Below are 23184 nucleotides of genomic sequence, written 5' to 3'. Positions count from 1 at the left end.
GGTAGGGCGGACGGGGCGATTGTACGGAGGTAGTTGACGACGGATGGTCAACGAGATCGGGGGCGGGTGTACGTGACGTCACCGATCGTAACGAGGCGCGACACGGGGTGAAGGGAGTACAGGACCGACAGTGGTGCGACGAGCGCCACCCGGACCACCACCCCGAGCCTCGGCAGCGCGAAGAGTTCCTCGCCGAACGTGTCGGCCGAGGACTCAAGACGCGCCGTGATCGTGCGGTAGGCGTCGAGGAAGTCGCGCCGCCGGCCGTCCGACACGGCCTGGTCGTAGAGCCGACGAACGAGGTCCGAAATCGCGCCTGAGATTGGGACATCGAACGGCGTGTCGGGTGTCATCCGGCCGCCCGGTTCGGGCCGCGTGCTTCGAGTTCGGCGAGCAGATCGCGGAGTTGCATCCCGCCGACCGGCGGGTTCTCGAACTCGGCCATCGCCTCCGGCGGGATGATGGCCGACTGGAAGCGCGCCACGTCCTCCGGCGTACCGTCCCGGGCGACGGCTTGATAAAGAGCTTTCGTAACCGCGGTCAAGTCGACCGAATCCGGCAGGCCGGCGATCGCCTTGAGAATCGCGTCTTTGTTGGACATGGGTGCCTCCTCGTCCCGATTCTACACCCGCGCCGCGGCCGCCGAAAGCGCCAGGCGTGGCGCCGGACACGGACGCGGTTGACGCGGAGCGTCCGCGCGTCGGGGCTTTGAGCCCGCGGCGCTCGCCGCGCCTCACTCCTTCGCCGGCGCCGGCAGCGGCACCACCGCGGCGCTGCCGTCCGTCAGCGGCACCAGCACCGCGTTCCCCACCGGCACCCCGGCGCCCGCCGGCACCGCGCCCGGCAGCCCCACCGACGCCTCGCCCGCCGGGCGGCCGGTGTCCGACGCCCGCGCCGTCACGCCGCCGGCGCGGTCGGTCACCAGCCAGCGGCCGTCCGGCAGCGCCACCGGGGCACCCACCGCCGGCTCCGCCACCTCCGCCACCCACGCCGGGTCGGCGCGTTCCGGGTCGAGGCTCACCACCCACCGTGCCGCACTCCGCTCGTCGGCTTTCCCCTCCACCGCGTAGCACACCCGGCCTGCCGACGACACGCCGAACGGACCCACCCTGCCGCCCGGCAGCGACACCGTGCGGCCCGGCAGCCAGCTTCGCAGCGCCGGGCCGCCGCGGTCGGCCGCGAACTGCCACACCCCGCCCGTCGCCTCCGCGATCAGCAGCCGCGACGGCCGGCCGTCCTTCGGCGCGAAGTACGCCGGCACCGACGCCACCCGGTCGCGCAGCTCCCACCGCAAATCCCCCGACGACCACATGCCGCTCCCCGGCCACGTCCAGCGGTTCAAGGCGCGGCCGCCGTCCGACGCCGCGAAGTGGTCGCCGTCCAGCGCCACCAGGTAACACACGGGGTCGCCGCCGCGGCGGTCGGTCAGCCACGTCGGGCCGCGGCCCAGCGGCTCGGAGCGGCCCGAGGCGTCGCCCGGCTTGTAGCGGTACAGCGAGCCGTCGCTCGCGGGGATCAGCAGGTTGCCGCTCAGCACCAGCGGCACGCCGGCCACGGCGCCGGGGGCGGGGAACGTGCTGCTCGTCGTCAGCGTGCCGTTCGTGAACACCCGCAGCGACCACTGCGGCCCCTTCTCGCCGGCCGTCGGCGTCAGCGTGAACACCTGGCCGTTCGGCCCCGTCGCCACCGCCGTCGGCCCGGCCGCGGCGCCGGGGCTGCTCGCCACCGTGCCGCCGAGGCCGGTCGCCACCACCGTCGCCGGGTTGGTCGCCTGCGTGGCCACCGCCGCGCCGGGGATGATCACCACGCCGCCGTCCTCGTCGGCCAGCAGCACGCCGTCACCGGCCGCCACCGGGGCGCCGCCGGGCACGAGCCCGAGCTGCCGCCGCCAGCGCGGCTCGCCGTCGCGCAGCCGCACCGCCACGGCCCGACAGCCGGACGAGTTCCCCGAGCGCACCACGAAGCACGCCGTGTCGCGCCGCGGGTTCAGCTGCACCGGCTGCGTCGGCGAGCCGACCGGCTCGGCCTTGCCGTCGGCGACCAGCTCCAGCCCGCGGACCGGGTGGAGCCGCAGGCGGTACTTCTGCAACGACCCGCCGGCGAGCACCCAGAACGCGCCGTCCTCCGCGGGCAGGGCGAGGCCGGGAACGGGGGCGCCGTCCGGCGGCGTCGGCAGCGTCGGCGACGGCAGCGCGAACAGCGCCGCGTCGCTGTTGCCCGGCAGGTTCACGCCGAACAGGCGGAACTGGCCCGCGTCGGTGACGGCGGCGAGGCGCTCGCCGTCGGACACGGGCGGGAACCACACCCAGCCGGGCACTTGCAGCTGCACCGCGGGCGCGACGGGGTCGGTGACCGGCGGCGCGTCGGCGGCGAGCGCCGGCGTGTCCGGCACGGGGAAGACGCGCAGCGCCATCGCCGCGGGGCCGTCGGCCTGGCAGAACATCAGGTAGCGCGGCCCCAGCATCACGGGCGTGGTCCGCAGCGAGCCGGCGGGGTGGTTCGTCGCCATCACGCGGACGCAGCGGGGGTTCGCGCCGGCGGTGCAGTCGAACACGAACACGCGGCGGGCGTCGGCGGCGACGAACAGCTCCTGCGTGCCCGTCCGCGCCACCACCTGCGCCACCGGCTGGCCCAGCACGATGCGCCCCTCGCGGGCGCCGGTCGTCAGGTTGATGACGACCACGGTGCCGACGCCGTCGCGCACCGGCACGAAGGCGCGGCCGCCGACCACCGCGGCGGGGCCGGCGGCGGGTGCGGGGAGCAGCTGGCGCCACTTCACCTCGCCGGTCTTCAGCACCCGGCCGCTCGCCTCCGCCTGCCCGGCCACGTTGCCAAGCACCAGCGCCAGACTCGTCGGGCCGTCGGCCGTCTCCAGCGTCACCACGGCCGGCGGGTCGAAGGTGTCGGCGCCGACGCGGGCCGCCCACAGCAGGTCGCCGCTGTCCTCGTCGAGGGCGTAGAGCACGCCGCGGGCGACGGCCAGGAACACCGTCGGCGGGTCGTCGAGCTGGCCGCGCGGCACGGCCTTGGCGGCGCCGACGGGGGCCACGAACAGGAACGAGCCGCGCCCCTCGGCGGCGGGCGGGGCCGGGCCGGCGGGGTCGGCGGTGTAGGCCACGCGGCGGAGGAACTCGGCCTCCGACTTCGTCATCAGGTCGCGCGCCTCGGGGTGGTCCGTCAGCCCGTGCGCGGCGAGGAACGCCTTCGTCTCCACCATCGCCTGCTCGGTCGGCTCGGCGAGCTGGGCCTTGGCCTGGTCGAGCCGCGCGAGCGTGAAGCGGGCCTTGCCGATGTCGGCCTCGGCGGCGGCGAGCTTGGCCAGCGAGTCGTCCAGCCCGGGCAGGTCTTTCGGGCGGAACGGCTCGACCAGCGGCGGCAGCTCGCGGCCGGCGGCGATCAGCTCCTCGGCCTTGGTCAGCTCGTCGAGCCTGCCGCGGTCGCCGCCGAACCCCTTCACGCGCTCCTGCACGTAGGTGGCGGCGTCCTCGGCGACCTTCTTGCCGGCGTCGAACACGTCGTACCCGAACTTGTCGGGCTTCGCCAGCGGCGCGTCCTTGCGGGCGGCAACGAAGTCCTTCAGCGCCTGGATCGCGGGGCGGGGGTTCTCGCGCGTGGTGAGCCCGCGGGTGACCTGCTGCATCTGCGCCAGGTCGGAGAAGAACTTGTAGTCGTCCACGTCGGCGCGGTCGGCGTACTCGGCGGCCAGCTCGTCGTAGGCCTTCTTGGCCTTGGTGTAGTCGCCCGCCTTGTAGAGCTCCTTGGCCTTCTCGACGGCCTGCTCGTGGACCTTCCCCTTGTACTGGAGGATGTACACGCCGGCGGCGCCGCCCACGAGCACGAGCAGCACCACGAGGCCGAGCAGGATCGCCGGCCCGAGGTTGCGGCCGCGCTTGCGGCGGCGGCGGACCGGCTCCTCGAAGGGCTCCTCGTAGTCGGCGACGGCGCGCGGCTTCGGCGGGGGCGGCGCGGCCGGGGGCGGGGCCGACGGCGGCAGGTCGGCACCAGGCGTCCACACCACCTCCTTCGGGCCGGCGGCGGGCCTGGCCTTCGCGGGGGAAACGACCTCGGCCTCCACCACCTTCGGCGGCCTCGCGGGCTTCGGCGGCTTCGGCTTGGCCTTCGGCGGCGCGGGTGCGAGCTGCGCCTCGACGACCTCGGGCTCGGGGCGGCGGAACGGGGGCGTGGAGTCGTCGCGCGGCATGGTCGGCAGCGGCGGCAGGGCCGCGGCGACCTCGAACACCTGCCGGCAGTCGGGGTTCGGGCAGCGCATCGTCCGGCCGGCGAGCTCCGGCTGGAGGTGGAAGCGCGTCTCGCAGTGCGGACACTCGGCGGCAATCGACACGGCGGTATCCGGGGCCGGCGGATGGGGGTGCCGGCATTTTACGACACGGCGGCGCGGAACGCCGCACCCCGCGGGTGTCGGGGGGCATCCAACTGCTAAACTACCCTCACCCGCCCCGGCCACGCCGGAACCCGACATGCCCCGCGACCCGTACGAAGTCCTCGGCGTCTCCAAGACCGCGACCGCGGACGAGATCCAGAAGGCGTACCGCAAGCTCTCGAAGAAGCACCACCCGGACCGCAACCCCGGCGACAAGCAGGCCGACGCCACCTACAAGGAGGTGCAGACCGCCTACGAGGTGCTCTCGGACCCCGCCAAGAAGGCCAACTACGACCAGTTCGGCCACGCCGGCCCCGGCTTCCCCGGCGGCGCGGGCGGCTTCCCGGGCGGCGGCTTCCCCGGCGGCGGCTTCCCCGGCGGCGGGACGAACGTGGACCCGCGCGCGGCCGACGAGCTGTTCCGCACCTTCTTCGGCGGCGGCGGCAGCCCGGACGTGAACGACCTGTTCGGCGGCCGCCGCGGCGGGCGGCCGAAGTCGCGCCCGCGGCCGGCCGAGGCGATCGAGTCCGAGGTCACCGTCCCGTTCGAGGTGGCCGCGGCCGGCGGCAGCGTGTCCATCGACGTCGGCGGCCGGCACATCGACGTGAAGGTGCCCGCCGGCATCGCCGACGGCAAGAAGCTGCGCGTGCCGGCGAGCGCCACCGGTTCCGCCGACGTGATCCTCCGGGTGAAGGTGGCGCCGCACCCGTACTTCCGCCGCGAGGGGGCGGACGTGTTCCTCGACGTGCCGCTGAGCCTGGCGGAGGCGGTGCTGGGGGCGAGCGTCGAGGTGCCGACGGCGGCCGGCGAGCGGCTGGTGGTGAAGGTGCCGCCGGGCACGTCGGGCGGGGCGAAGCTGCGGCTGCGCGGCAAGGGCGTGGCCGGCGGCGACCAGTACCTCGTGTTCAAGGTGACGGTGCCGGCCGGCCCGGTGGACGAGCGGAGCCGGGAGCTGATCACGGAGTTCGCGGGGCGGAACCCGCAGACCCCGCGGGCGGGGGTGGGCTGGGCGTTGTAGCCGAACCGCGCCCCGGCGTGCCGCGTCCCTGCGCCGGTCCGTCCCCAGGTGTCCCGTGCCGACGTTCCCGCAGACCCACCGCATGAAGGCGCCGGCGGCGTTCGACCGCGCCTACGCCCGCCGCAAGTCGGCGGCCGACGGCGTGCTCGTCGTGTACGCCGTCGAGAACGGCCTGCCGCACCCGCGGCTCGGCTGCTCGGTGTCGCGCAAGGCGGGCGGGGCGGTCGTGCGCAACCGGGTGAAGCGGCTGTACCGCGAGGCGTTCCGGCTGGAGCAGGGGCAGCTGCCGGCGGGCGTGGATTTGGTGCTGATCCCGCGGGCGGGCGGCCCGCCGACGCTGGCCGCGGTGCGGGCGTCGCTGGTCGCGCTGGCCCGGCAGGCGGCGCGGAAGCTCGGCCCCCCGAAGGGTGCTGTCTGATGAGCTGGCTCTGGCGCGGCCCGGCGTGGCTCCTCTCGGCGGTCCTCGTCGGCGGGGTGCGCGGCTACCAGTGGCTGATCCGGCCGCTGCTGCCGCCGGTGTGCCGGTTCCAGCCGGGGTGCAGCGAGTACTTCATCGGCGCCGTGCGGAAGTACGGCCCGGTGTGCGGCGCCGCCCGCGGGACGTGGCGCATCTGCCGGTGCAACCCGTGGTCGGCGGGGGGGTACGACCCGCCCTGAGTAGTCGTTGGGAGTCTGCGGGAGTCTGCGGGAGTGGGGGAGTAAGAACCCGGCTGGACTCCTCCACTCCCGCAGACTCCCAACGACTCCCAACGACTGCTCAAGGAAGACCCACCGCCCGCCGCCGCCGCTCGCGCTCCCGCGCCGCCGGCGCCGCCGCCTCCCACGCCGCCGCCGCCCGGCCCAGCGCCTCCGCCGGCGGCGCCCCGTCCGCCACCCGCCGCAGCTCCGCCGCCAGCGCCGCCGTCAGCGCCGCGTGGTCCGGCGTCCGCAGGCCGAACGCCGGGTTTCGCACCGTCGTGGCCACGAAGGCGTCGGCCGCGTCCTGAAGCGCCCGCGTCCGGTCGGCGTCGAACCCGTAGCCGAGCCACGCCACCAGCCGCTCGCGGTCGAGGTGCGCCGCCCGCGTCGGGCCGTAGCCGCCGGCCGCCACCACCTCCGCGCTCCGCGCCGGCCCGCCGAGTTCCGCCAGCAGCTCGAACCCCGCCGCCACGTTCGCCGACTTCGCCCGCACCGCCCCGAGCCAGCCGCCGGCGACCAGCGGCACGTAGTTCAGCGGCAGCGGCACCACGCCGCCGGGCGTGGCGTAGCCGCGGGTGCCCGGCAGCGGGGCCACGCCGAACCGCGCGTCCACGGCGCCGCCGGCCGGCCGCAGCCGGGCCACGTCCGCGAACGACAGCACCGCCAGCACCGCCTTGCCGTCCTTCAGCAGCGGCACCGGGTCGGCGGCGGCGGGCGGCGGCACCGCGCCGCGCGCCTTGAGCTCGCCGAGCCACTTCCCCGCGGCGACGAACCCGGGCTCGGTCAGCCGGGGCGCGCCGTTGTCGGTGCGGAACGCGAACGCCAGCGCGTCGCCCGTCGGCTGCTCGCCGGGTTTGCCGCCCTCGCGCTGCGCCGGGCGGTCGAACCCGGCGGCGACGCGGAAGAACAGGTCGGCCAGCTTGCCGGCGTCGGCGGGGAGCGGCGGCAGGCTCGGGGCCTTGTCGCGGGCCGCGAAGAACGCCGCCACGTCTGCCAGGTCTTCCCACGTCGCCGGCGGGCTCAGCGGCCGGCCGTGCTTCGCGCGGAAATCGTCACTCGCACCCTTGTCGGCGAACCGGTCGGCGCGATACACCACGGCAAATCCGTCGGCGGCGATCGGCAGCCCGTACAGCTGGGCGCCCCACCCGGCGTACGGCTCGCCCCGGTACACCGCGAGCACGCCGTTCCACTGGTACGGGTGGCCGGCGTCCTTGAAGGCCGACGGCACCGCGGCGAGCTCGCCGCGGTCGGCCCAGCCGCCGAGGTCCGCAGCGGGCAGCACGCCGACGTCCGCCGCGTCCGACATCGGGCCCTCGACGAGCTCGACCGTCGCGCCGGTGCGGGCGGCCCAGGAGCGGGCCATCGGGCGGAGGATGCCCGCGAGCCGGGCGTCCGGGCAGCTCACGCGGAGGGTCACGCCGCCGCGCGGCTTCCCGGCCGGGCCGGCGACCGGTTCCGGCGGGTTACACCCGGCTGCGACGAGGGTTGCGGCCAGGAGCAGAATGGCCGCCGGCCGGCCGCCGCGTCCGGATTTTTCGGAACTGCTGTGTTGCATCCGGTGCGGCCCCGTGCGTAGAATCGCGGGTTAGTGTCGGCGGACGACTCGCATGCGACCGACTGAGCCGGTAGAATACCGGGAACCGAGTGCGTCGCCCTCCCTGGCTCTGTACGCCGGGGGCGGTCGATTGGTGCCCAACTCCCGGTAAGTTTCACCCGTCTGACTGGTAGGATCACTCACCTGGGCCGACCGGCCCGCCCGCCCGGCCCCGTCACCCGGGCGCGAGGAACGACGATGGCGGAACTCCCCATGAAGGTCAGCCTGGTCGTGGCGTCGGGCGTTCACCAGGGCAAGGCCATCCCCATCGTGGGCGCGCAGTTCGTCATCGGCCGCGACCCCGCCTGCCAGCTCCGCCCGGCCAGCCAGGCCGTCAGCAAGCAGCACTGTGCGGTGCTGGTCCGCGACGGCAAGGTGTTCGTCCGCGACATGGGGAGCACCAACGGCACCCAGCTGAACGACGCCACGCTCAAGGGCGAGGAGCGCGAGGTCCGGCCGAACGACAACCTGAGGGTCGGCCCGCTCGACTTCACCGTGCGGATCGAGCCGACGGTGGCGAGGGAGGACGGCACCCCGCTGCCGGAGCGGAGCCCCGAGACGGCCGCGGCGATGGCCGCCGTGCAGGCCGCGACCGCCGCCGCCGCCGCCTCGCCAGGCCCGGCGGCGCGGAACGCCACGCCCAACCCCGCGAGGAAGGCCGGCACCGGCGCCGCCCCCGCCCTGACCGGCTCGAAGGAGCAGAAGGCGCTGTCGGCCGCGGCCGCCGAGCTGGACGAACACGACCGCCTGGCGGCGATGCTGCTGGGCATGGACGACGGCCCGGCGGAGGTGCCCGGCGGCAGCACGGTGGTGGACATGCCGGCGACGGCCCTGACCGGCGACCCGGCCGCCGCCAAGGCCGCCGAGAAGAAGCCCGACGTGGCCAAGGTGGACACCGCCGACGCCGCCAGCGACCTGCTGCGGCGCTACATGCGGCGGCCGAAGTAGAATTCGTCATTCGTCATTCGTCATTCGTGGAGCCCGAATGACGAATGACGCGGTCGCCTATCATTTTGGCATGGCCCCGCTCGCGCCGCTCCTCCTCCCCTGGTTCGACGCCCACCACCGCCCCCTCCCCTGGCGCACCAGCCGCGACCCGTACCGCGTGTGGGTCAGCGAGGTGATGCTGCAGCAGACCACCGTCGCCGCGGTGGTGCCGTACTTCTCGCGCTTCCTCGCCGCCTTCCCCACCGTCCACGCCCTCGCCGCCGCGGACGAGCAGCACGTCCTGAAGCTGTGGGAGGGGCTCGGCTACTACCGCCGCGCCCGCCACCTCCACGCCGCCGCAAAGGCGCTCGCCGCGAGCCACCCCGACGCACTGCCCGACGACCCGGCCGTGTGGGCGGACCTGCCCGGCGTCGGCCGCTACATCCTGGGGGCGGTACTCTCCCAGGCGTTCGGGCGGAAGCTGCCGATCGTGGAGGCGAACAGCCTGCGGGTGCTGGCCCGCGTGTTCGGCTACCGCGGCGACCCCCGCGAGGGCGCCGGCAAGGCGTGGGTGTGGCAGGCCGCGGAGGAGGTGCTGCCCGACGAGCGCGTCGGCGACTTCAACCAGGCGCTGATGGAGCTCGGGGCGCTGGTGTGCTCGCCGAGCAAGCCGCGCTGCGGCGAGTGCCCGCTGGCCGCGGTCTGCGTCGCCAACCGCGACGGGCTGCAGGATCAGATTCCCCCGCCGAAGAAGGCGAAGGAGGTGGTGGCGGTGCGCGAGGTGGGCGTGGTGGTGTGGGACGGCCCGACGCTGCTGTTGTGCCGCCGCCCCGCCGACGCCGATCGCTGGCAGAACCTGTGGGAAGTCCCCCACGCCGAGGCCGGGGAAGGGGAGTCGGACGAGGCTGCGGCGGTGCGGGTCGTGCGCGAGCTGACGGGGCTGCGGGTGAAGGTCGGGGAGGTGCTGACGGTCGTGAAGCACGGCGTGACGCGCTTCGCCATCACGCTGTCGGTGCTGGGCGCGACGCGGGCGGCGGGGCGGTTCCGGGCGGGCTTCTACGCCGAGGCGAAGTGGGTGACGCCGGCCGAGCTGGCGGGCTTCCCGGTGAGCTCGCCGCAGCGGAAGCTGCTGACGCGGCTGACCGAGCCGCGATTGTTCTGACGCGGCCCACGGTTTTCACCCCGAAGGGGTGACAGCCCTCAGCCCAGGGCAAGGCCCGAAGGGCCGCCGCCCTGGGTCGGGGGAGCGAGGGGCCGTGCAGGCTGAAGGCCTGCGAGCCGGCTCGCAGGCCTTCAGCCTGCAAACCCATTCCACGCCGTACCCAGGGCGGCGGTGCTGCGCACCTTGCCCTGGGCTGAGGGCTGTCACCCCTTCGGGGTGAAAACCGGTGTCACTTCCGCTTCCGCCGCACACCGCGCAGGAGTTGCCGCAGCCCGCCCCACCACTCGCCGCCGTAGGTCGCCCGCAGCAGCCCGTGCAGCACGTCCGCGGTCGCCTCCGGGTCGGGCGCCACCGCCTCGTCGGCGTGCGGGCGGAAGGTGCCGCGGCGGACCGTCACCACCTGCGGCACGGTCAGCGCGAGCAGCCCCTCCGGCCCCTGCGTGACGCCCCACCCGCTGGCCCCGCGGCCGCCGAACGGCGTCTCCGGGTGCGCCGTCGGGGCGATGACGTCGTTCACCGTCACGCTGCCGGCGGGGATGCGCGCGGCGAGTTCTTCCGCGGCGCGGGTGTCGGCGCTGAACACGCTCGCGCCGAGCCCGAACGGCGACGCCGCGGCCTGTGACACCGCGGTGTCAACGTCGTCGAACGGGAGGACGGCGCCCACCGGCGAGAACGCCGCCTCGCGGCACACGGCGGCGTCCGGCGCGGCGTTCAGCAGCAGCGTCGGGGACGCGCCGTCGCCGCCGAGCGCCGTGGCCCCGCGTTCCACGCCGTCCGCGACGAGCCGCGCGTGCAGCGCCGCCTGCCCGGGCGTGACCAGCGCCGCCGGCCCGGCCGCCCTCAGCAGCGGTTCCAGCACCGCGAGGAACTCCGCGAGCCGCGACCGGTGCACGAACACGCGCCGCACGGCGAGGCACGTCTGCCCGCGGTTGAGCGTCAGCCCGAACCACGCCGCCCGCGCCGCGAGTTTCACGTCGGCATCGGCCAGCACGAACATCGCGTCCACGCCGGACAGCTCCAGCGTGCTCGGAATCAGCCGCTCGCCGAGCCGCGCCGCCAGCTTCCGGCCGACGCCGTCGGAGCCGGTGAACAGCACGTAATCGACGTCCGCGTCGGCCAGCTGCGGCCCCGCCTCGCGCGTCGCGGGGAGCGTCGTGAGCAGCCCCGCGGGGAAGCCAGCGTCGGCGAACAGCCGCGCGGTCACGTCGGCGGTCCGCGGCGCGAGTTCGGACGGCTTCCACAGCACGCCGTTGCCGGCGACGAGCGCCTGCGCGATCGGGCCGACGTTGAGGTAGATCGGGTAGTTCCACGTGCCGATGACGCCGACGACGCCCCACGGCCGGCGGTGGACCGTGTCGCGGCAGCCGAACAGCCACAGCGGCCGGCGCCCGACGCGCCGCGGGGCGAGGGTGCGAACGGCCGACCGCTCCAGGAACTTCAGCGCCGCGCCGGTCGGCAGCAACTCGGTGCCGATGACATCAACGCGGGTGCGGCCGACATCTTCCTTCGCGGCGGCGACGAGGGCATCGACGCGGGCCACGACGAGCTTCCGCAGCGCGGCGACGGCGTGCAGGCGCTCGCGGACGGGGAGCGCGGCCCAGGCGACCTGCGCCGCCCGGCACGCGGCAGCCTCGGCGGCGAACGGGGGTGGGGGCATGTGATACCCGGGCGAGCGGCCCGCGTGAGCGGGCTGTTCCTGCGCGACTCGATACGCGAACGAACAGCCCGCTCACGCGGGCCGCTCGCCGGCTCGCTCACCGCTTGATGCCGTTCAGGTGCTCCAGCGCCAGCAGCAGCGCGTGAGTGCCCTTGCGGCCGTAGCCCTGCGCCCGCACCGCCTCGTACAGCTGCTTCGCCAGCGCCAGGCCCGGCAGGCTCAGGTTCATCTTCTCCGCCTCGGCCAGCGCGATCCCCATGTCCTTGATGAAGTGCTCGACGTAGAAGCCGGGCTCGAAGTTCCGCGCCAGCATCCGCGGCCCCAGCACCTCCAGCGCCTTGCTCCCGGCGGCGCCGACCGACACGCTCTTGAACACCGTCTCCAGGTCCAGGCCCGCCTTGTGGCCGTACAGCAGGCCCTCGCACACCGCGATCATGTTCGACGAGATGAGGATCTGGTTCACCATCTTCGTGTGCTGGCCGGCACCCGGCGCGCCCTGGTGAACGATCGTCTTCCCCATCGCCTCGAAGATCGGCTGCACCGCCGCCACCACGTCCGGCTCGCCGCCGATCATGATGGAGAGCGCCGCGTTCTTCGCCCCCACGTCGCCGCCGCTCACCGGGGCGTCCAGCGCGTGCACGCCCTTCGCCTTCGCCGCGGCGTGAATCTCCTGGGCGAGACTCGGGTCGCTCGTCGTCATGTCCACGAGCACGGTGCCGGGCTTGCTCCCGGCCAGCGCCCCGTCGGCGCCGAGGAACACCTCGCGCACGTCCTTCGGGAAGCCGACGATGGCGAACACCACGTCCGAGTTCTCGGCCACCTGCTTCGGCGTGGCGGCGGGCTTCGCCCCGAGGTCGACGAGCGGCTGCAGCTTGTCCTTCGAGCGGTTGTAGACTGTTGCGGAGAAGCCCTTGCTCATCGCGTGCTGGCACATCCACCGGCCCATGACGCCGGTGCCGATCCAACCGATCCGCGTGGTGCCGGGCTGCGCGACGGGAATGGCCATTGCGTCGGTTCCGTGAGGGACGTATGTTGGAAGGCTTCACACGCCGGCGCGGCCGGCCGGCTTCATGTTAGGAGTGCGGCGTGCAGAGTGCAGAGTGCGGGGTCGCGCTCCCCCGGCTGACCGCCCCGATCGTGCTCGTCCACGGGCTGTGCGGGTTCCGCGAACTGGCCGTCGGCCGGGCCGTCCTGTCCGAGTACTTCCGCGGCATCCCCGGGCAACTCGCCGCCACCGGGAACCGGGTGTACGCCGCCGAGGTGAGCCCGACCGGCGGCGTCGCCGAGCGCGCCGCCGACCTGCGCGAGTACCTGCTCCGCGAGCTGCCGAACGAGCCCGTCCACCTCGTCGGCCACAGCCTCGGCGGGCTCGACGCCCGCTACCTCGTGTCGCGCCTCGGCATGGAGTCGCGGGTGCTGTCGGTCACGACGGTCGCCACGCCGCACCGCGGCACCCCGTTCGCCGACTGGGGCTGGCGGAACCTCCGCCGCTGGGTCGTCCCCGCGCTCGACTGGGTCGGCCTCAGCCACCAGGCGTTCATCGACCTGCGGACGGACAGCTGCGCCCGCTTCAACGAGGAGACGCCGGACGTGCCCGGCGTGCGCTACTACTCGGTGGCCGGGGTGAGCGAGAAGCCGTGGCGCGGGCCGGAGTGGAGCCTGACGTGGGGCATCGTGAACCGCGCCGAGGGGCCGAACGACGGGGTCGTGTCGGTGAAGTCGGCGGCGTGGGGCGAGCACGAGGACGTGTGGCCGGGCGACCACCTGAACCTGATCAACTGGCCGAACCGCGTCGCCCGCCGCCGCGGCGAGTGGGCCCAGCGGGCGCCGGACTACGGCCGCATCGTCCGCCGGCTGGCCGCGGCCGGGTTCTAGGAATCCGGCTGCGAGATACTTGACAAACGTACACCATATCTTAGGGTTGTCACACCCCGGCGTCTGACCGGGCACGTCGGCCGGTTCACGTCCGCCGCGATTCCCCGAATTCACCCGGTTTTCAGGCCAACGGCCTGACAGCCCTCAGCCCAGGGCAAGGTGCGTAGCACCGCCGCCCTGGGTTCGCGGCGCAAACTCGCAGGCCTTCAGCCTGCACGGCCTTCGCACCCCTACCCAGGGCGGCGCGACTTCGTCGCTTGCCCTGGGCTGAGGGCTGTCAGGCCGTTGGCCTGAAAACCGGGTAAACGATTCCCTCTCATTCACACCCCCCACCCCGAGGTTCCCCATGCCCACCACGATCGACGCCACGCTGGCCCGCGCCGCACAGCTCCGCGCCGCCGGGTGTTCGTGGGAGTCCGTCGCCGCGCAGCTCGGCAAGGCCGTCGAGACGGTCTTGAAATGGCCCGAGAAGTACGCCGACCGCTGGCCGCCGCTTCTCGCCGACGCCGAGAAGCGCGTCGCCGTCGAGGCCGGGGCCGAGGCGGTGCTCATCCTCCGGCAGCTGCTCCGGGCCGAAGACGAGAAGGTCCGCCGCGACGCCGCCCGGTTCCTGCTGGAGCTGCGGTTCAAGCTCGTCGCCCCGCCCGACACGTCCGACCCCCTCCCGACCCCCCGATCGGCCGACGCCCGCCGGCTGGTCGCCTTTCTGGAGAGCCACTCCGATGACGACCTCGCGCGGCTCGCGGCCACGGTGCACACCGCCGCAACCCCTGCCCCACCTGTGGCAGAGCTTCAACGCCATCCGGATGGCGCGGATTGACGCCTCGGTTTTCGTCGCCGTCTGCTTCGCCGATTCGAGCGGCCGGCCGGTCGAACAAGGCGACGTTCACCGCGACCTGCACGCCTTCCTGAGCGCGAACCGGCGGGCGCTGGTGGAGCTGCCGCGCGACCACGGCAAGACGTTCCAGGTGTGCGCCCGCATCGTGTGGGAGCTCGGCCGCAACCCCGGCCTGCGGGTGAAGGTGGTGTGCGCCACGGAGGGCGTCGCCGCCGAGCGGAGCCGGTTCCTGCGCGACGCCATCGCGGGCAACCCCTGGGTGGAGAAGGTGTTCCCGGGGCTGAAGCCGGGCCAGCCGTGGGCCGCGGAGGCGTTCACGGTGGCGCGCCCGGCCGACGTGATCGGCCCGAGCGTGGCGGCGTTCGGCGTCGGGGCCGGCAGCACCGGCACCCGCGCCGACCTACTCGTGTGCGACGACGTGGTGGACGTGAAGGCGCTGACGAGCCGGGCGGAGCGCGACCGGGCGGCGGCGTTCTTCCACGACAACCTGCTCAACCTGCTGGAGCCCGACGGCCGATTCTGGGGGCTGTGTACGCCGTGGCACCCGGACGACCTGAACGCCCGGCTGAAGCGCAACCCGGCGTTCGCGCTGTTCCGCCGGGCCGTGGGCGAGGACTTGCAACCGGTGTGGCCGGCGAAGTGGCCGCGGGCGAAGCTGGCCGAGCGCCGCGCCGAGATCGGCACCGCCAGCTTCGCCCGCGGCTACCGCCTGCTGCCGGTGGCCGACGGCGAGACGGCCGTGCGGGCGGAGTGGGTTCGCACCTGGACCGACCCGGCGGATTATGACGCGACCGTGCTGTCGGTCGATCCCGCGGTATCGACCCGGGAGAAGGCGGACGCGTCGGCGCTGGTGGTGCTGGGGCGCACCGGCGAGGCGGCGGCCGGCTTCCTGGGCGCGAGTCGCACCGAGATCCACGTCCTGGAGGCGACCGCCCGCCGCGTCGCGGCCCCGGAGCTGGTGAACCTGATCGACGCCGCCGACCGCCGCTGGAACCCGGGGGTGATCCTGTTCGAGCAGAACGCGGCGTTCCAGGGGATCAAGGACTTGTTGGTGTGCCACGCCCGGTTCGGCCCGCGGGTGAAGGGGGTGACGCAGTCGGCGGACAAGGCGGCGCGGGTGGCGGGCTTCAGCGTGGCGGTGGAGAACGGCGCGTTCCGCCTGAAGGGCGACGGCCGCGGCGGCGTCGATGCGGGCCAGCAGGGGCTGTACGACGAGCTGGTGACGTTCCCGTTCGGGGCGCACGACGACCTGCTGGACGCCGCCGCGACGGGCGTGGCGCACCTGCTGGACCGCCGCCCGCCGCGGGTGTGGTGACGGCAGACTCGATTCACGTTCGGCGCCCTGCGGCTTGCCGCCCGCCCCGGCGGGCCGCTACTCGTTACCGTCGCTCCGCTGGTCGGCCTTCGAGGTGGGACGATGGATCAACGACGCCCGGTTCTCGGTTTAATCCTGATGGTGGTCGGGTTCGGCGCAGCAACCTTCGGCGTGTCTCTCGCCGGAAGGGGCATCGTGTTCATCGGCTGCGGCGGTGTGTGCGCCGGCGTGGCGCTCGGCACGTACGGCTTCTGGGTGGCGCTGTACAACCCCAACCCGCCCGGCCCGCCGGAGTGGGAGGAAGACTGGTAGCCCGGCGGCGGTCTCACGAATCGGCAGCTTGCGGCGCCGGTGTCCGTTGGCGACAATACTTCAGATTCGTCGGAGGAGGGCAAGTGGATGGACGAGCGGCGGGAGGCGATCGAGATCGACCTGTCCGCCGTGACCACACCGGGTGAGTTGCACACCGTGCTGGCGAGTGCGCTCGGGTTCCCGGACTTCTACGGTCGCAACTGGGCGGCGTTCTGGGATGCCATCACAGGATTGGTCGAGATGCCCCGGCGGCTCAGGCTGGTCGGGTGGGCTGGGTTCGCAGCCCAACTGCCGGACGAGGCCCGGCACCTTCGCGGGTGCCTGGCCGACGCACTGACGCAATTCCCGGAGTGGTCGGCGGCGGTCGAGGCCGTCGAACCAAGTACCGCGCCAGACGACGGGGGCTGGTAGGCTTTTCCCGACCACAGAGCAATACTGCCCCCTGCCGTAGGCGAGCTGGGTGCACCGGAGGAAACGCACATGACCCGCACCATCCCACTCGCCCTGCTGCTCGCCGTGCCGGCGCTCGCGGCCCCGCTGCCGGACGCCGAGCGCGACCGGCTCGCCGTCGCGCGGGTCTACGGCGCGTGGACCGACCCGCTCGGCGGGTGCTCGTTCCGCGCCGCCGGGCCGCGGCTGCACGTCCGCCTGCCCGAGTACCCGCGCGGCATCATCGAGTACATGCCCGGCCCGATCGACGCCCCGCGGTTCGTCCGGCGAATGAACGGCGACTTCAGCGCCAGCGTGCGGGCCGAGGTGCCGCGGCAGCCGGACGAGCGGCTCGGCAACGCCGGCGGGCAGTCGCGGTTCGTCGCCGCCGGGCTCACCGCCGAGGACGGCCGCGGCAGCCGGGCCGGCATCCGCAAGTTCGAGAAGATGGACGGCGGCCACCGCACGGCCTACGGCAGCGCCTTCCGCATGGCCAACGGCGGCGGCGGCGGGTCGGGCACCGGCGCCGGCAAGGATTCGGACACGCGGCTGTTCCTGCGGCTGGCGCGGAAGGGGACGCAGGTGCAATTCGCCACCAGCACCGACGGCAAGGCGTGGCGCGAGTACGGCAAGCAGGAGGTGGGCTGGGCCGGCGAGGTGACGCTCGGGCTGATCGCCGAGAACACGACCGGCGTGGCCGTCGAGGTGACGTTCGACCACTTCGCCGTGACCGAAGCGAAGGACTGACGCGGACGAGGCTTTCAGGCCGAAGGCCTGACAGCCCTCAGCCCAGGGCAAGCCGCAGAGCGGCGCCGCCCTGGGTCGGCGGCACGAATCACCCCGCAGGCTGAAGGCCTGCCAGCCGGCTCGCAGGCCTTCAGCCTGCACGGCCTTTCTCACCCCGTACCCAGGGCGTTGCCCTGGGCTGAGGGCTGTCAGGCCTTCGGCCTGAAAACCCACGGCGCTTCCAATTCCGCCGCGGCACCCCGTCGATCAGCTCGTAGTGGTCCCCGTTCGCCATCCGCAACAGCTCGTCCGGCGCGACCGGCCGGCCCGTCGTTCCCCAACTTCACCCCGCGAGGCGCGTCATGCTCCAGCCCATCACCGTCCGCTACGCCTTCCGCCCGGCCCGCCGGTCGCTCGCCACCGGCGCCGTCGCGGACCTGTTCGGCCTGCCGGAACACGAGCCGCCACACACCGTCGCCGACAACCTGACGCTCGACGTGCGGCCCGGCGACGTGGCGCTGTTCACCGGCCCCAGCGGCAGCGGCAAGTCGTCGCTGCTGCGCGAAGTCGGCAAGCAGCTCGGCGCCGCGGACGCGTTCGCCGCCGACCTCCCCAACGTGCCGTTGATCGACGCGCTGCCGGGCACCGTGGAAGAACGGCTGGCGACGCTCGCCGGCTGCGGCCTCGGCGAGGCGCGGCTCGTGCTCCGCACGCCGGCCGAGCTCAGCGACGGGCAGCGCTACCGGTTCCGCCTGGCGTTCGCCGTCGCCCGGCTCGCCGCGGGGCAGTTCCTCCTCGCCGACGAGTTCACCGCCGCGCTCGACCGGCCGCTGGCGAAGGTGGTGGCGTTCAACCTGCGGAAGCTCGCCACCCGCACCGGCGTCGGCGTGCTCGCCGCGACCACGCACGACGACATCGCCGCCGACCTGGCCCCGGACCTGTGGGTGAAGTGCCACGGGGAGGGCCGCGTCGAGGCCGGGCGCCGGGGGCGGAAAAGACGCCGCGTGTCGTTCGCCGACGACCTGTGGCTGTCCGCCGGCACCCGATCCGACTGGGCGTACTTCGCTCGGTGGCATTACCGCGGCCACGGCCTCGGGTTCGTCACGCGGGTGACGGTGCTGTGGCACGGGCGCGAGCCGGTGGGCGTGTGCGTGTTCGGCACCCCGGCGGCGTCGCTGACCCTGCGGACGCGGCACTTCGGGCTGCGCAACCCGCGCGGCGGCGTGGCCCTGGCGGCGCTGAACGAGCAGCTGTGGGTGCTGCAACGGGTCGTGCTTCATCCCACCTACCGCGGGGCCGGCATCGCCGCGGACTTCGTGCGGCGGGCGTGCGAGCTGTGCCCGGTGCCGTGGGTCGAGTCGCTGGCCGCGATGGGGCACGCGAACCCGTTCTTCGAGCGCGCCGGGTTCGTGCGCGTCGGCGTGGTCCGCAAGCGCGGCGACGGCGACTACCGGCGGCGGTTCAGCGAGCCGGTGTACTACGTGTTCGACAACCGGAACCGGCTGTAGGCTAACGCACTCACCCCGGAGGCCGCCGTGAAGCTCCGCCCGTTCGGCACCACCCCCGTCTCCGAGGTCGGCCTCGGCTGCTGGCAGCTCGGCGGCGCCGACTGGGGCGACCTGCCCGACGCCGACGCGCTCGCCGTGCTCCGCGCCGCGGCCGATACCGGCGTCACGTTCCTCGACACCGCCGACGTGTACGGCCTCGGCCGCAGCGAAGAGCTCATCGGCAAGTTCCTGAAGGACGCCGGCCGCGACCGCTTCTTCGTCACCACGAAGTTCGGCCGCTTCCCGCAGCCCGGCTGGCCCGGCAACTTCACCCCCGCCGCCATCCGGGCGCACACCGAGGCGTCGCTGAAGCGGCTCGGCGTGGACGCGATCGACCTGACGCAATTGCACTGCGTGCCGATGAGCGTGCTGACCAACGACGACACCTGGGAGACGCTCCGGGCGCTGGCGAAGGAGGGGAAGATCCGGCGGTTCGGGGCGAGCGTCGAGTCGGTGGCCGAGGCGAAGGAGTGTATCCGCCAGGCCGACTGCGCCTCGCTCCAGCTCATCGTGAACGTGTTCCGCCAGTCGCCGGTGTTCGAGCTGTTCGACCGGTGCGAGCGGGAGGGCGTGGCGGTGATCGTGCGGCTGCCGCTGGCGTCCGGGCTGCTGGCGGGGAAGTACACGGCCGGCACGACGTTCCCGCCGGGCGACCACCGCACGTACAACCGCGACGGGGCGGCGTTCAACGTCGGCGAGACGTTCGCGGGGCTGCCGTTCGAGACGGGCGTGGGGCTGGTGGAGAAGCTACGGCCGCGGGTGCCGGCGGGGTGGACGATGGCCGAGTTCGCGCTGCGCTGGTGCCTCGACCACCCGGCGGTGACGACGGTGATCCCCGGGGCGCGGACCGTGGAACAGGCGCGGGCGAACGCCGCCGCAGCCGACCGACCGCCACTGCCGGCCGCGCTGCACGCGGAACTGGCGGCGTTCTACCGGGCCGAGGTGCGGCCGCACGTCCGCGGGCCGGACTGACGCCGTCACGAGAGCGTAATAAGCCCACTCCGTGTGCCGTTGCGATCCCCACGGCACACGGAGTGGGCCGGCGACTTTCAAGACGCACTTTTACGGGGCGGGCCGACCGGGGTGGTGCCCGGCGTGCCCGGTCCGCGTCGCGCTCAGGGGGCGCGGCTCGACCGGTCGCCTGCCGGTCCGGCTGCGGCCCCGGGTCGGGAGAGCGACAGGACGTAGTTGCCCAGGTCCAGGATCTCCTCCTGGGGCAGGAGGTTGCTGGCCGGCATCGGGGAGCCGGGCAGGCCGAGCATGATCCGGGCGTACACCTGCGCCGGGTCGGCGCCGCCCTTGAACCGGCCAACCGTCAGGTCGCGGGGCCGGGCCCGGGAGCCGTCCGTGTTGACCAACTGGGCGACCTGCGGCCCGTCCCCCCGCCCGGATGGCCCGTGGCAGGACGCGCAGACCTTCGCGAACACCTCCCGGCCGCGGGCGAGCGAGGCGGCGGTCGGGGGAGGGAACTGCTTCGGGACGGCCAGCACGGGGCCGGGGGCGCAGCGGGTGGCGGCGATCCGGTACGCCTCGGCCGGTTCCATGTCGCCGTCGTCGGCCTGCCGCAGCAACCGTTCGAGGACGCCCGCGTACGTCAAGGCCCGGACGCGCTCGATCAAGGCCCGCAATTCCGGCTCGCCGAGGTGGCCGAACGCGGGCATCGACGACCCCGGGATGCCGTTGCGGAGGACGGCCAGGAGGTCGTCGTCGGTCGGGATCCCGTTCTGGGTCGTCACCAGCCGGAACCGCCCCTCCCCGAAGTTCCGGGGCAGCGGCCACAGGCTGGCCGCGGTCAGACCGGCCCCGTCGCCCTTGTCCCCGTGGCACTGGGCGCAGTGCCGCTCGTACAGCGCGATGCCGCTGGGCGGCTGGTGCGGGGCGTCGACGGGTGCCGGCTCCGCCTTCGCGCGGAGCATGTACGCGGCCGGCGCGACCCACACGACGAGAACAAGGACGAACGGCAGGGCACCGAGCACCACCCACTGCCACCGCGGGCCGTGGATCCCGGCCGGGTCGGCTGCCGGGACGCCGATCGGCCCGGTCGGGCTCACGGGTGACGGGGCTTCGGTTTGGGGCTGGCCCGTCGTCGTCGTCATGTCATCTCCGAGTTCGCTACCGGCGATTGCAAGACCGGGCCCGCGTGGGGGCGAGCCGAATTCGCCTTCCTGGTGAGTAGGAATAATACCGGCTGCCCTCCCTCGTGTCGGTTCCCCCACGCCGTCGTGGAGTCCGGTCTCGCCCGGCTGGCAGCGCCCGGCACGGGTGATCCCGAATCCGGTTGATCGGTCACGGTACCGGCCGGGCCGCGACGCCGCAAGCGGCGGAGGGTTCGCCGCTTGCGGCGTCGCGGTTTGGTGAGGGGATGATCGCGAATCCACGCGATCATGCGATTCGGCACGAGTCGGGTGGGACTCGAACCCACGACCGGAAAACGCTCCAAACCGTTACGTTTTTCAGCATTTTATACCGTACCCGCCCACCGCTCGTGGGTCAACCATGCGTTGCGTGGAAGTGACTGGGAATTGTGGAACATTCACACTCATGGTGGAACGGATTTTCTGTCCGGGGGTGGGAATCCGCGTGAGCCGGCGCGACGGGCGGGTTGCCGATGACCCGCCCCGCGGATGAAATGGACGTACCAATCCGATTTCGTCCGGCCCCGGAGTTGCCGCCGTGAGTTCGGTCGATCTCGCCGTCCTCGCTACCGTCGTCGGGTCGGTCGTCCTGTTCGGCGGGGCGGTCGTGCTGGCGATGGGGTGGGCGTTCCGGGCCGGTCAGTTCGAGAACTTCGACCGCGGGTCGCGGTCGATCTTCGGCGCGGACGAGCCGGTCGGCGAATCGACCGACGCCTTCCCCGGTGAATCCGCCTGAACGGAGCCCGCCGCGACATGGCCGTGACGCCGCCCGCCCCGACCGCCGCCGACCGCGCCCAGGCCGCCCGCGAGCGCGCCGAGATCGACACGTCGTGCCGCGGGCCGGTGCTGTACTACGCGGCTAGCGCCGTGTTCTGGCTCCTCGTCGGCACGGTCCTCGCCGTCATCGCGTCGATCAAACTGCACAGCCCGTACTTCCTCACCGACTCGCCGTACCTGACGTTCGGCCGGGTGCGGATGGCGCACCTTCAAGCCGTCGGGGTCGGCTGGAGCGGGATGTCGGCGATGGCCGGCGGGTGCTGGCTGATGTGCCGCCTGAGCCGTGCCACGCTGCCGTACCCGAGGCTCCTCCTCGTCGCGGCGACGCTGTGGAATGTCGGCATGGTGGCGAACGTCGTCGGCATCCTGCTCGGGCACGGACAGTCGGTCGAGTGGCTCGACGCCCCGCGGTACACGGCGCCGTTCCTCATCACGTCCGTCGCCATCTTCTCGGCGTGGACCGCGGCCACGTTCGTGCGCCGCCGCGAGCCGCACGTTTACGTCACGCAGTGGTACATCTTCGCGGCCGTGTTCTGGTTCCCGGTGCTGTACCTCATCACGGTGGCGATGATTTTTTGGGTGCCGTCCACGGGCGTGGTGCAGATGGTGGTGAACTGGTGGTTCGGGCACAACTACCTGGGCCTGTGGCTGACGCCGTTCGGCGTGGGGTCGGCGTACTACCTGATCCCCAAGATCATCGGCCGGCCGGTCCACAGCTACTACCTGAGCATCGTGGGGTTCTGGTCGCTGGCGCTGTTCTACTCGTGGGCCGGAATGCACCACCTGATCGGCGGCCCGATCCCGGCCTGGCTGGCGACCGCGAGCACCGTCGGCAGCATGATGATGTTCATCCCCGTCATCGCCGTGGCGATCAACCACCACATGACGATGCTCGGCAGCTTCCACATGCTGCGCTACAGCCCGGCGCTGCGGTTCACGGTGTTCGGCGCGATGACGTACACGGCGGTGAGTTTCCAGGGGAGTATCGAATCGCTGAAGGGCTTCAGCGAGGTGGCGCACTTCACGCACTACACGGTGGCGCACGCCCACCTCGGCGCCTACGGGTTTTTCACGATGGTGATGTTCGGGCAGCTCTACTACATGATCCCGCGCCTGACCGGCCGCGAGTGGTGCAGCGCCCGGCTGATCAGCCTGCACTTCTGGTGCGACGCGATCGGCATCAGCATCTACTTCGTGGCGCTGACGTTCCCCGGCTGGACGCAGGGGCGGATGATGAACGACCCCAACGTGCCGTGGGGGAACATCGTGGAGTACATGAAGCCGTACCTGTTCACGCGGTCGGTGTCGGGCGTGCTGATGGGGGTGGGGCACGTGGCCTTCGCCGTGCTGCTGGTGATGAACCTGGCCGGCTGGGGCCGCCGCCGCGGCACCGGGCCGACGTGGTTCGCCGAGCCGCCCCCGGCCGACCAGAAGCAGCTGGCCGGCGCGGCGGCGGACTGAAGTTCTCGGCCTTTGATTGCCCTGCATGAGCCCATGAGAAAGAACACTGTCTTACTGACGTTGTGTTTGCTGATTTCAGGAATTGCGGGGAGCGTTGTCTCTGCCTCACTCCAACTCCATGCTGGAATTGGCAACACGCTTTCCATGCTTATTGGTATGCCAATTACGATTATCGTTTTCGTGCTGATCGTGTTCGTGTTATCGAAGTTCGGCTACTGAGCTGTCAACTGTTCCGGGAGTGCTATCCGCATCGCCAGTTCCCGTAGGTCGGGTCGAGGCTCTGCGAGACCTGACGGTGGCGCAGGTCGCGTTCGGGGCCATCCCTACGGCCGGGCAAAGCGCTGTCAGGTCT

General features: G+C 73.2%; 21 protein-coding genes. 14 read left to right on the top strand and 7 right to left on the bottom strand.

Annotated elements, in window-relative coordinates; genetic code table 11:
- Positions 1-47 precede the first annotated feature (47 nt).
- The 3 genes from ETAA1_RS00905 to ETAA1_RS00895 form a co-directional block, all read right to left on the bottom strand.
- Positions 48-353: a hypothetical protein gene (locus ETAA1_RS00905; RefSeq protein ID WP_145233473.1), complete on the bottom strand. Its 306-nt coding sequence runs from the start codon at positions 351-353 to the stop codon at positions 48-50.
- Positions 350-601, bottom strand: a complete 252-nt coding sequence (locus ETAA1_RS00900) for a hypothetical protein (protein WP_145233471.1) — start codon at positions 599-601, stop codon at positions 350-352. Before ETAA1_RS00900 ends, ETAA1_RS00905 begins: the two co-directional genes overlap by 4 nt.
- A 132-nt stretch (positions 602-733) precedes the next feature.
- Entirely contained in the window at positions 734-4342 is a 3609-nt protein-coding gene (locus ETAA1_RS00895; RefSeq protein WP_202920567.1) for an outer membrane protein assembly factor BamB family protein, read from the bottom strand.
- A gap of 136 nt (positions 4343-4478) precedes the next feature.
- Between ETAA1_RS00895 and ETAA1_RS00890 the strand changes: the two genes are divergently transcribed.
- Genes ETAA1_RS00890 through yidD form a run of 3 tightly spaced genes read left to right on the top strand, consistent with a single transcriptional unit; the run spans position 4479 to position 6056 of the window.
- Positions 4479-5399, top strand: coding sequence for a DnaJ C-terminal domain-containing protein (locus tag ETAA1_RS00890; RefSeq protein ID WP_145233467.1), 921 nt, complete (start codon positions 4479-4481; stop codon positions 5397-5399).
- 55 nt (positions 5400-5454) lie between these two features.
- Entirely contained in the window at positions 5455-5817 is a 363-nt protein-coding gene (rnpA, locus tag ETAA1_RS00885) for a ribonuclease P protein component (RefSeq protein WP_202920566.1), read from the top strand.
- Positions 5817-6056 carry a membrane protein insertion efficiency factor YidD gene (gene yidD / locus ETAA1_RS00880; protein ID WP_145233465.1) on the top strand — a complete coding sequence of 80 codons (240 nt, stop codon included), beginning with the start codon at positions 5817-5819 and terminating at the stop codon, positions 6054-6056. Before rnpA ends, yidD begins: the two co-directional genes overlap by 1 nt.
- A 100-nt stretch (positions 6057-6156) precedes the next feature.
- On the opposite strand, the gene ETAA1_RS33290 is transcribed toward yidD, so the two are convergent.
- Positions 6157-7632: an extracellular solute-binding protein gene (locus ETAA1_RS33290; protein WP_145233463.1), complete on the bottom strand. Its 1476-nt coding sequence runs from the start codon at positions 7630-7632 to the stop codon at positions 6157-6159.
- Positions 7633-7869: 237 nt separating this feature from the next.
- Between ETAA1_RS33290 and ETAA1_RS00870 the strand changes: the two genes are divergently transcribed.
- Positions 7870-8619 carry an FHA domain-containing protein gene (locus ETAA1_RS00870; RefSeq protein ID WP_145233461.1) on the top strand — a complete coding sequence of 250 codons (750 nt, stop codon included), beginning with the start codon at positions 7870-7872 and terminating at the stop codon, positions 8617-8619.
- Positions 8620-8656: 37 nt separating this feature from the next.
- Positions 8657-9760, top strand: a complete 1104-nt coding sequence (gene mutY / locus ETAA1_RS00865) for an A/G-specific adenine glycosylase (RefSeq protein ID WP_145233459.1) — start codon at positions 8657-8659, stop codon at positions 9758-9760.
- A gap of 229 nt (positions 9761-9989) precedes the next feature.
- Here mutY and ETAA1_RS00860 read toward each other — a convergent pair whose 3' ends face one another.
- On the bottom strand, positions 9990-11417 hold the full coding sequence (locus ETAA1_RS00860; protein ID WP_145233457.1) for an aldehyde dehydrogenase family protein: 1428 nt from the start codon (positions 11415-11417) through the stop codon (positions 9990-9992).
- Between the two features lie 97 nt (positions 11418-11514).
- On the bottom strand, positions 11515-12423 hold the full coding sequence (locus ETAA1_RS00855) for an NAD(P)-dependent oxidoreductase (RefSeq protein ID WP_145233456.1): 909 nt from the start codon (positions 12421-12423) through the stop codon (positions 11515-11517).
- Between the two features lie 80 nt (positions 12424-12503).
- Here ETAA1_RS00855 and ETAA1_RS00850 point away from each other — a divergent pair, with 80 nt between their 5' ends.
- The 7 genes from ETAA1_RS00850 (at position 12504) to ETAA1_RS00820 (ending at position 19431) form a co-directional block, all read left to right on the top strand.
- Positions 12504-13292, top strand: coding sequence for an esterase/lipase family protein (locus ETAA1_RS00850; protein ID WP_145233454.1), 789 nt, complete (start codon positions 12504-12506; stop codon positions 13290-13292).
- A gap of 346 nt (positions 13293-13638) precedes the next feature.
- Positions 13639-14112 carry a hypothetical protein gene (locus ETAA1_RS00845; protein ID WP_145233453.1) on the top strand — a complete coding sequence of 158 codons (474 nt, stop codon included), beginning with the start codon at positions 13639-13641 and terminating at the stop codon, positions 14110-14112.
- Positions 14099-15445, top strand: a complete 1347-nt coding sequence (locus tag ETAA1_RS00840) for a hypothetical protein (RefSeq protein ID WP_145233451.1) — start codon at positions 14099-14101, stop codon at positions 15443-15445. The genes ETAA1_RS00845 and ETAA1_RS00840 overlap by 14 nt, the downstream gene beginning before the upstream one ends.
- A 399-nt stretch (positions 15446-15844) precedes the next feature.
- On the top strand, positions 15845-16168 hold the full coding sequence (locus tag ETAA1_RS00835; protein WP_145233449.1) for a barstar family protein: 324 nt from the start codon (positions 15845-15847) through the stop codon (positions 16166-16168).
- Positions 16169-16237: 69 nt separating this feature from the next.
- A complete protein-coding gene (locus tag ETAA1_RS00830; RefSeq protein ID WP_145233447.1) occupies positions 16238-16933 on the top strand; it encodes a DUF1349 domain-containing protein in 696 nt (231 codons plus the stop codon).
- A 341-nt stretch (positions 16934-17274) separates the two neighbouring features.
- Positions 17275-18420: a hypothetical protein gene (locus ETAA1_RS00825; protein WP_145233445.1), complete on the top strand. Its 1146-nt coding sequence runs from the start codon at positions 17275-17277 to the stop codon at positions 18418-18420.
- Between the two features lie 27 nt (positions 18421-18447).
- On the top strand, positions 18448-19431 hold the full coding sequence (locus ETAA1_RS00820; protein WP_145233443.1) for an aldo/keto reductase: 984 nt from the start codon (positions 18448-18450) through the stop codon (positions 19429-19431).
- A gap of 143 nt (positions 19432-19574) precedes the next feature.
- On the opposite strand, the gene ETAA1_RS00815 is transcribed toward ETAA1_RS00820, so the two are convergent.
- Positions 19575-20555: a cytochrome c gene (locus tag ETAA1_RS00815; protein WP_145233441.1), complete on the bottom strand. Its 981-nt coding sequence runs from the start codon at positions 20553-20555 to the stop codon at positions 19575-19577.
- 577 nt (positions 20556-21132) lie between these two features.
- Between ETAA1_RS00815 and ETAA1_RS00810 the strand changes: the two genes are divergently transcribed.
- Positions 21133-21330, top strand: coding sequence for a cbb3-type cytochrome oxidase assembly protein CcoS (locus ETAA1_RS00810; protein ID WP_145233439.1), 198 nt, complete (start codon positions 21133-21135; stop codon positions 21328-21330).
- 17 nt (positions 21331-21347) lie between these two features.
- Positions 21348-22832: a cbb3-type cytochrome c oxidase subunit I gene (locus ETAA1_RS00805; protein WP_145233437.1), complete on the top strand. Its 1485-nt coding sequence runs from the start codon at positions 21348-21350 to the stop codon at positions 22830-22832.
- Positions 22833-23184: the final 352 nt, after the last annotated feature.

It is taken from the genome of Urbifossiella limnaea, from assembly GCF_007747215.1.
In the GTDB taxonomy this organism is placed as follows: domain Bacteria; phylum Planctomycetota; class Planctomycetia; order Gemmatales; family Gemmataceae; genus Urbifossiella; species Urbifossiella limnaea.
This window is presented reverse-complemented; position numbering and strand designations above follow the sequence as displayed.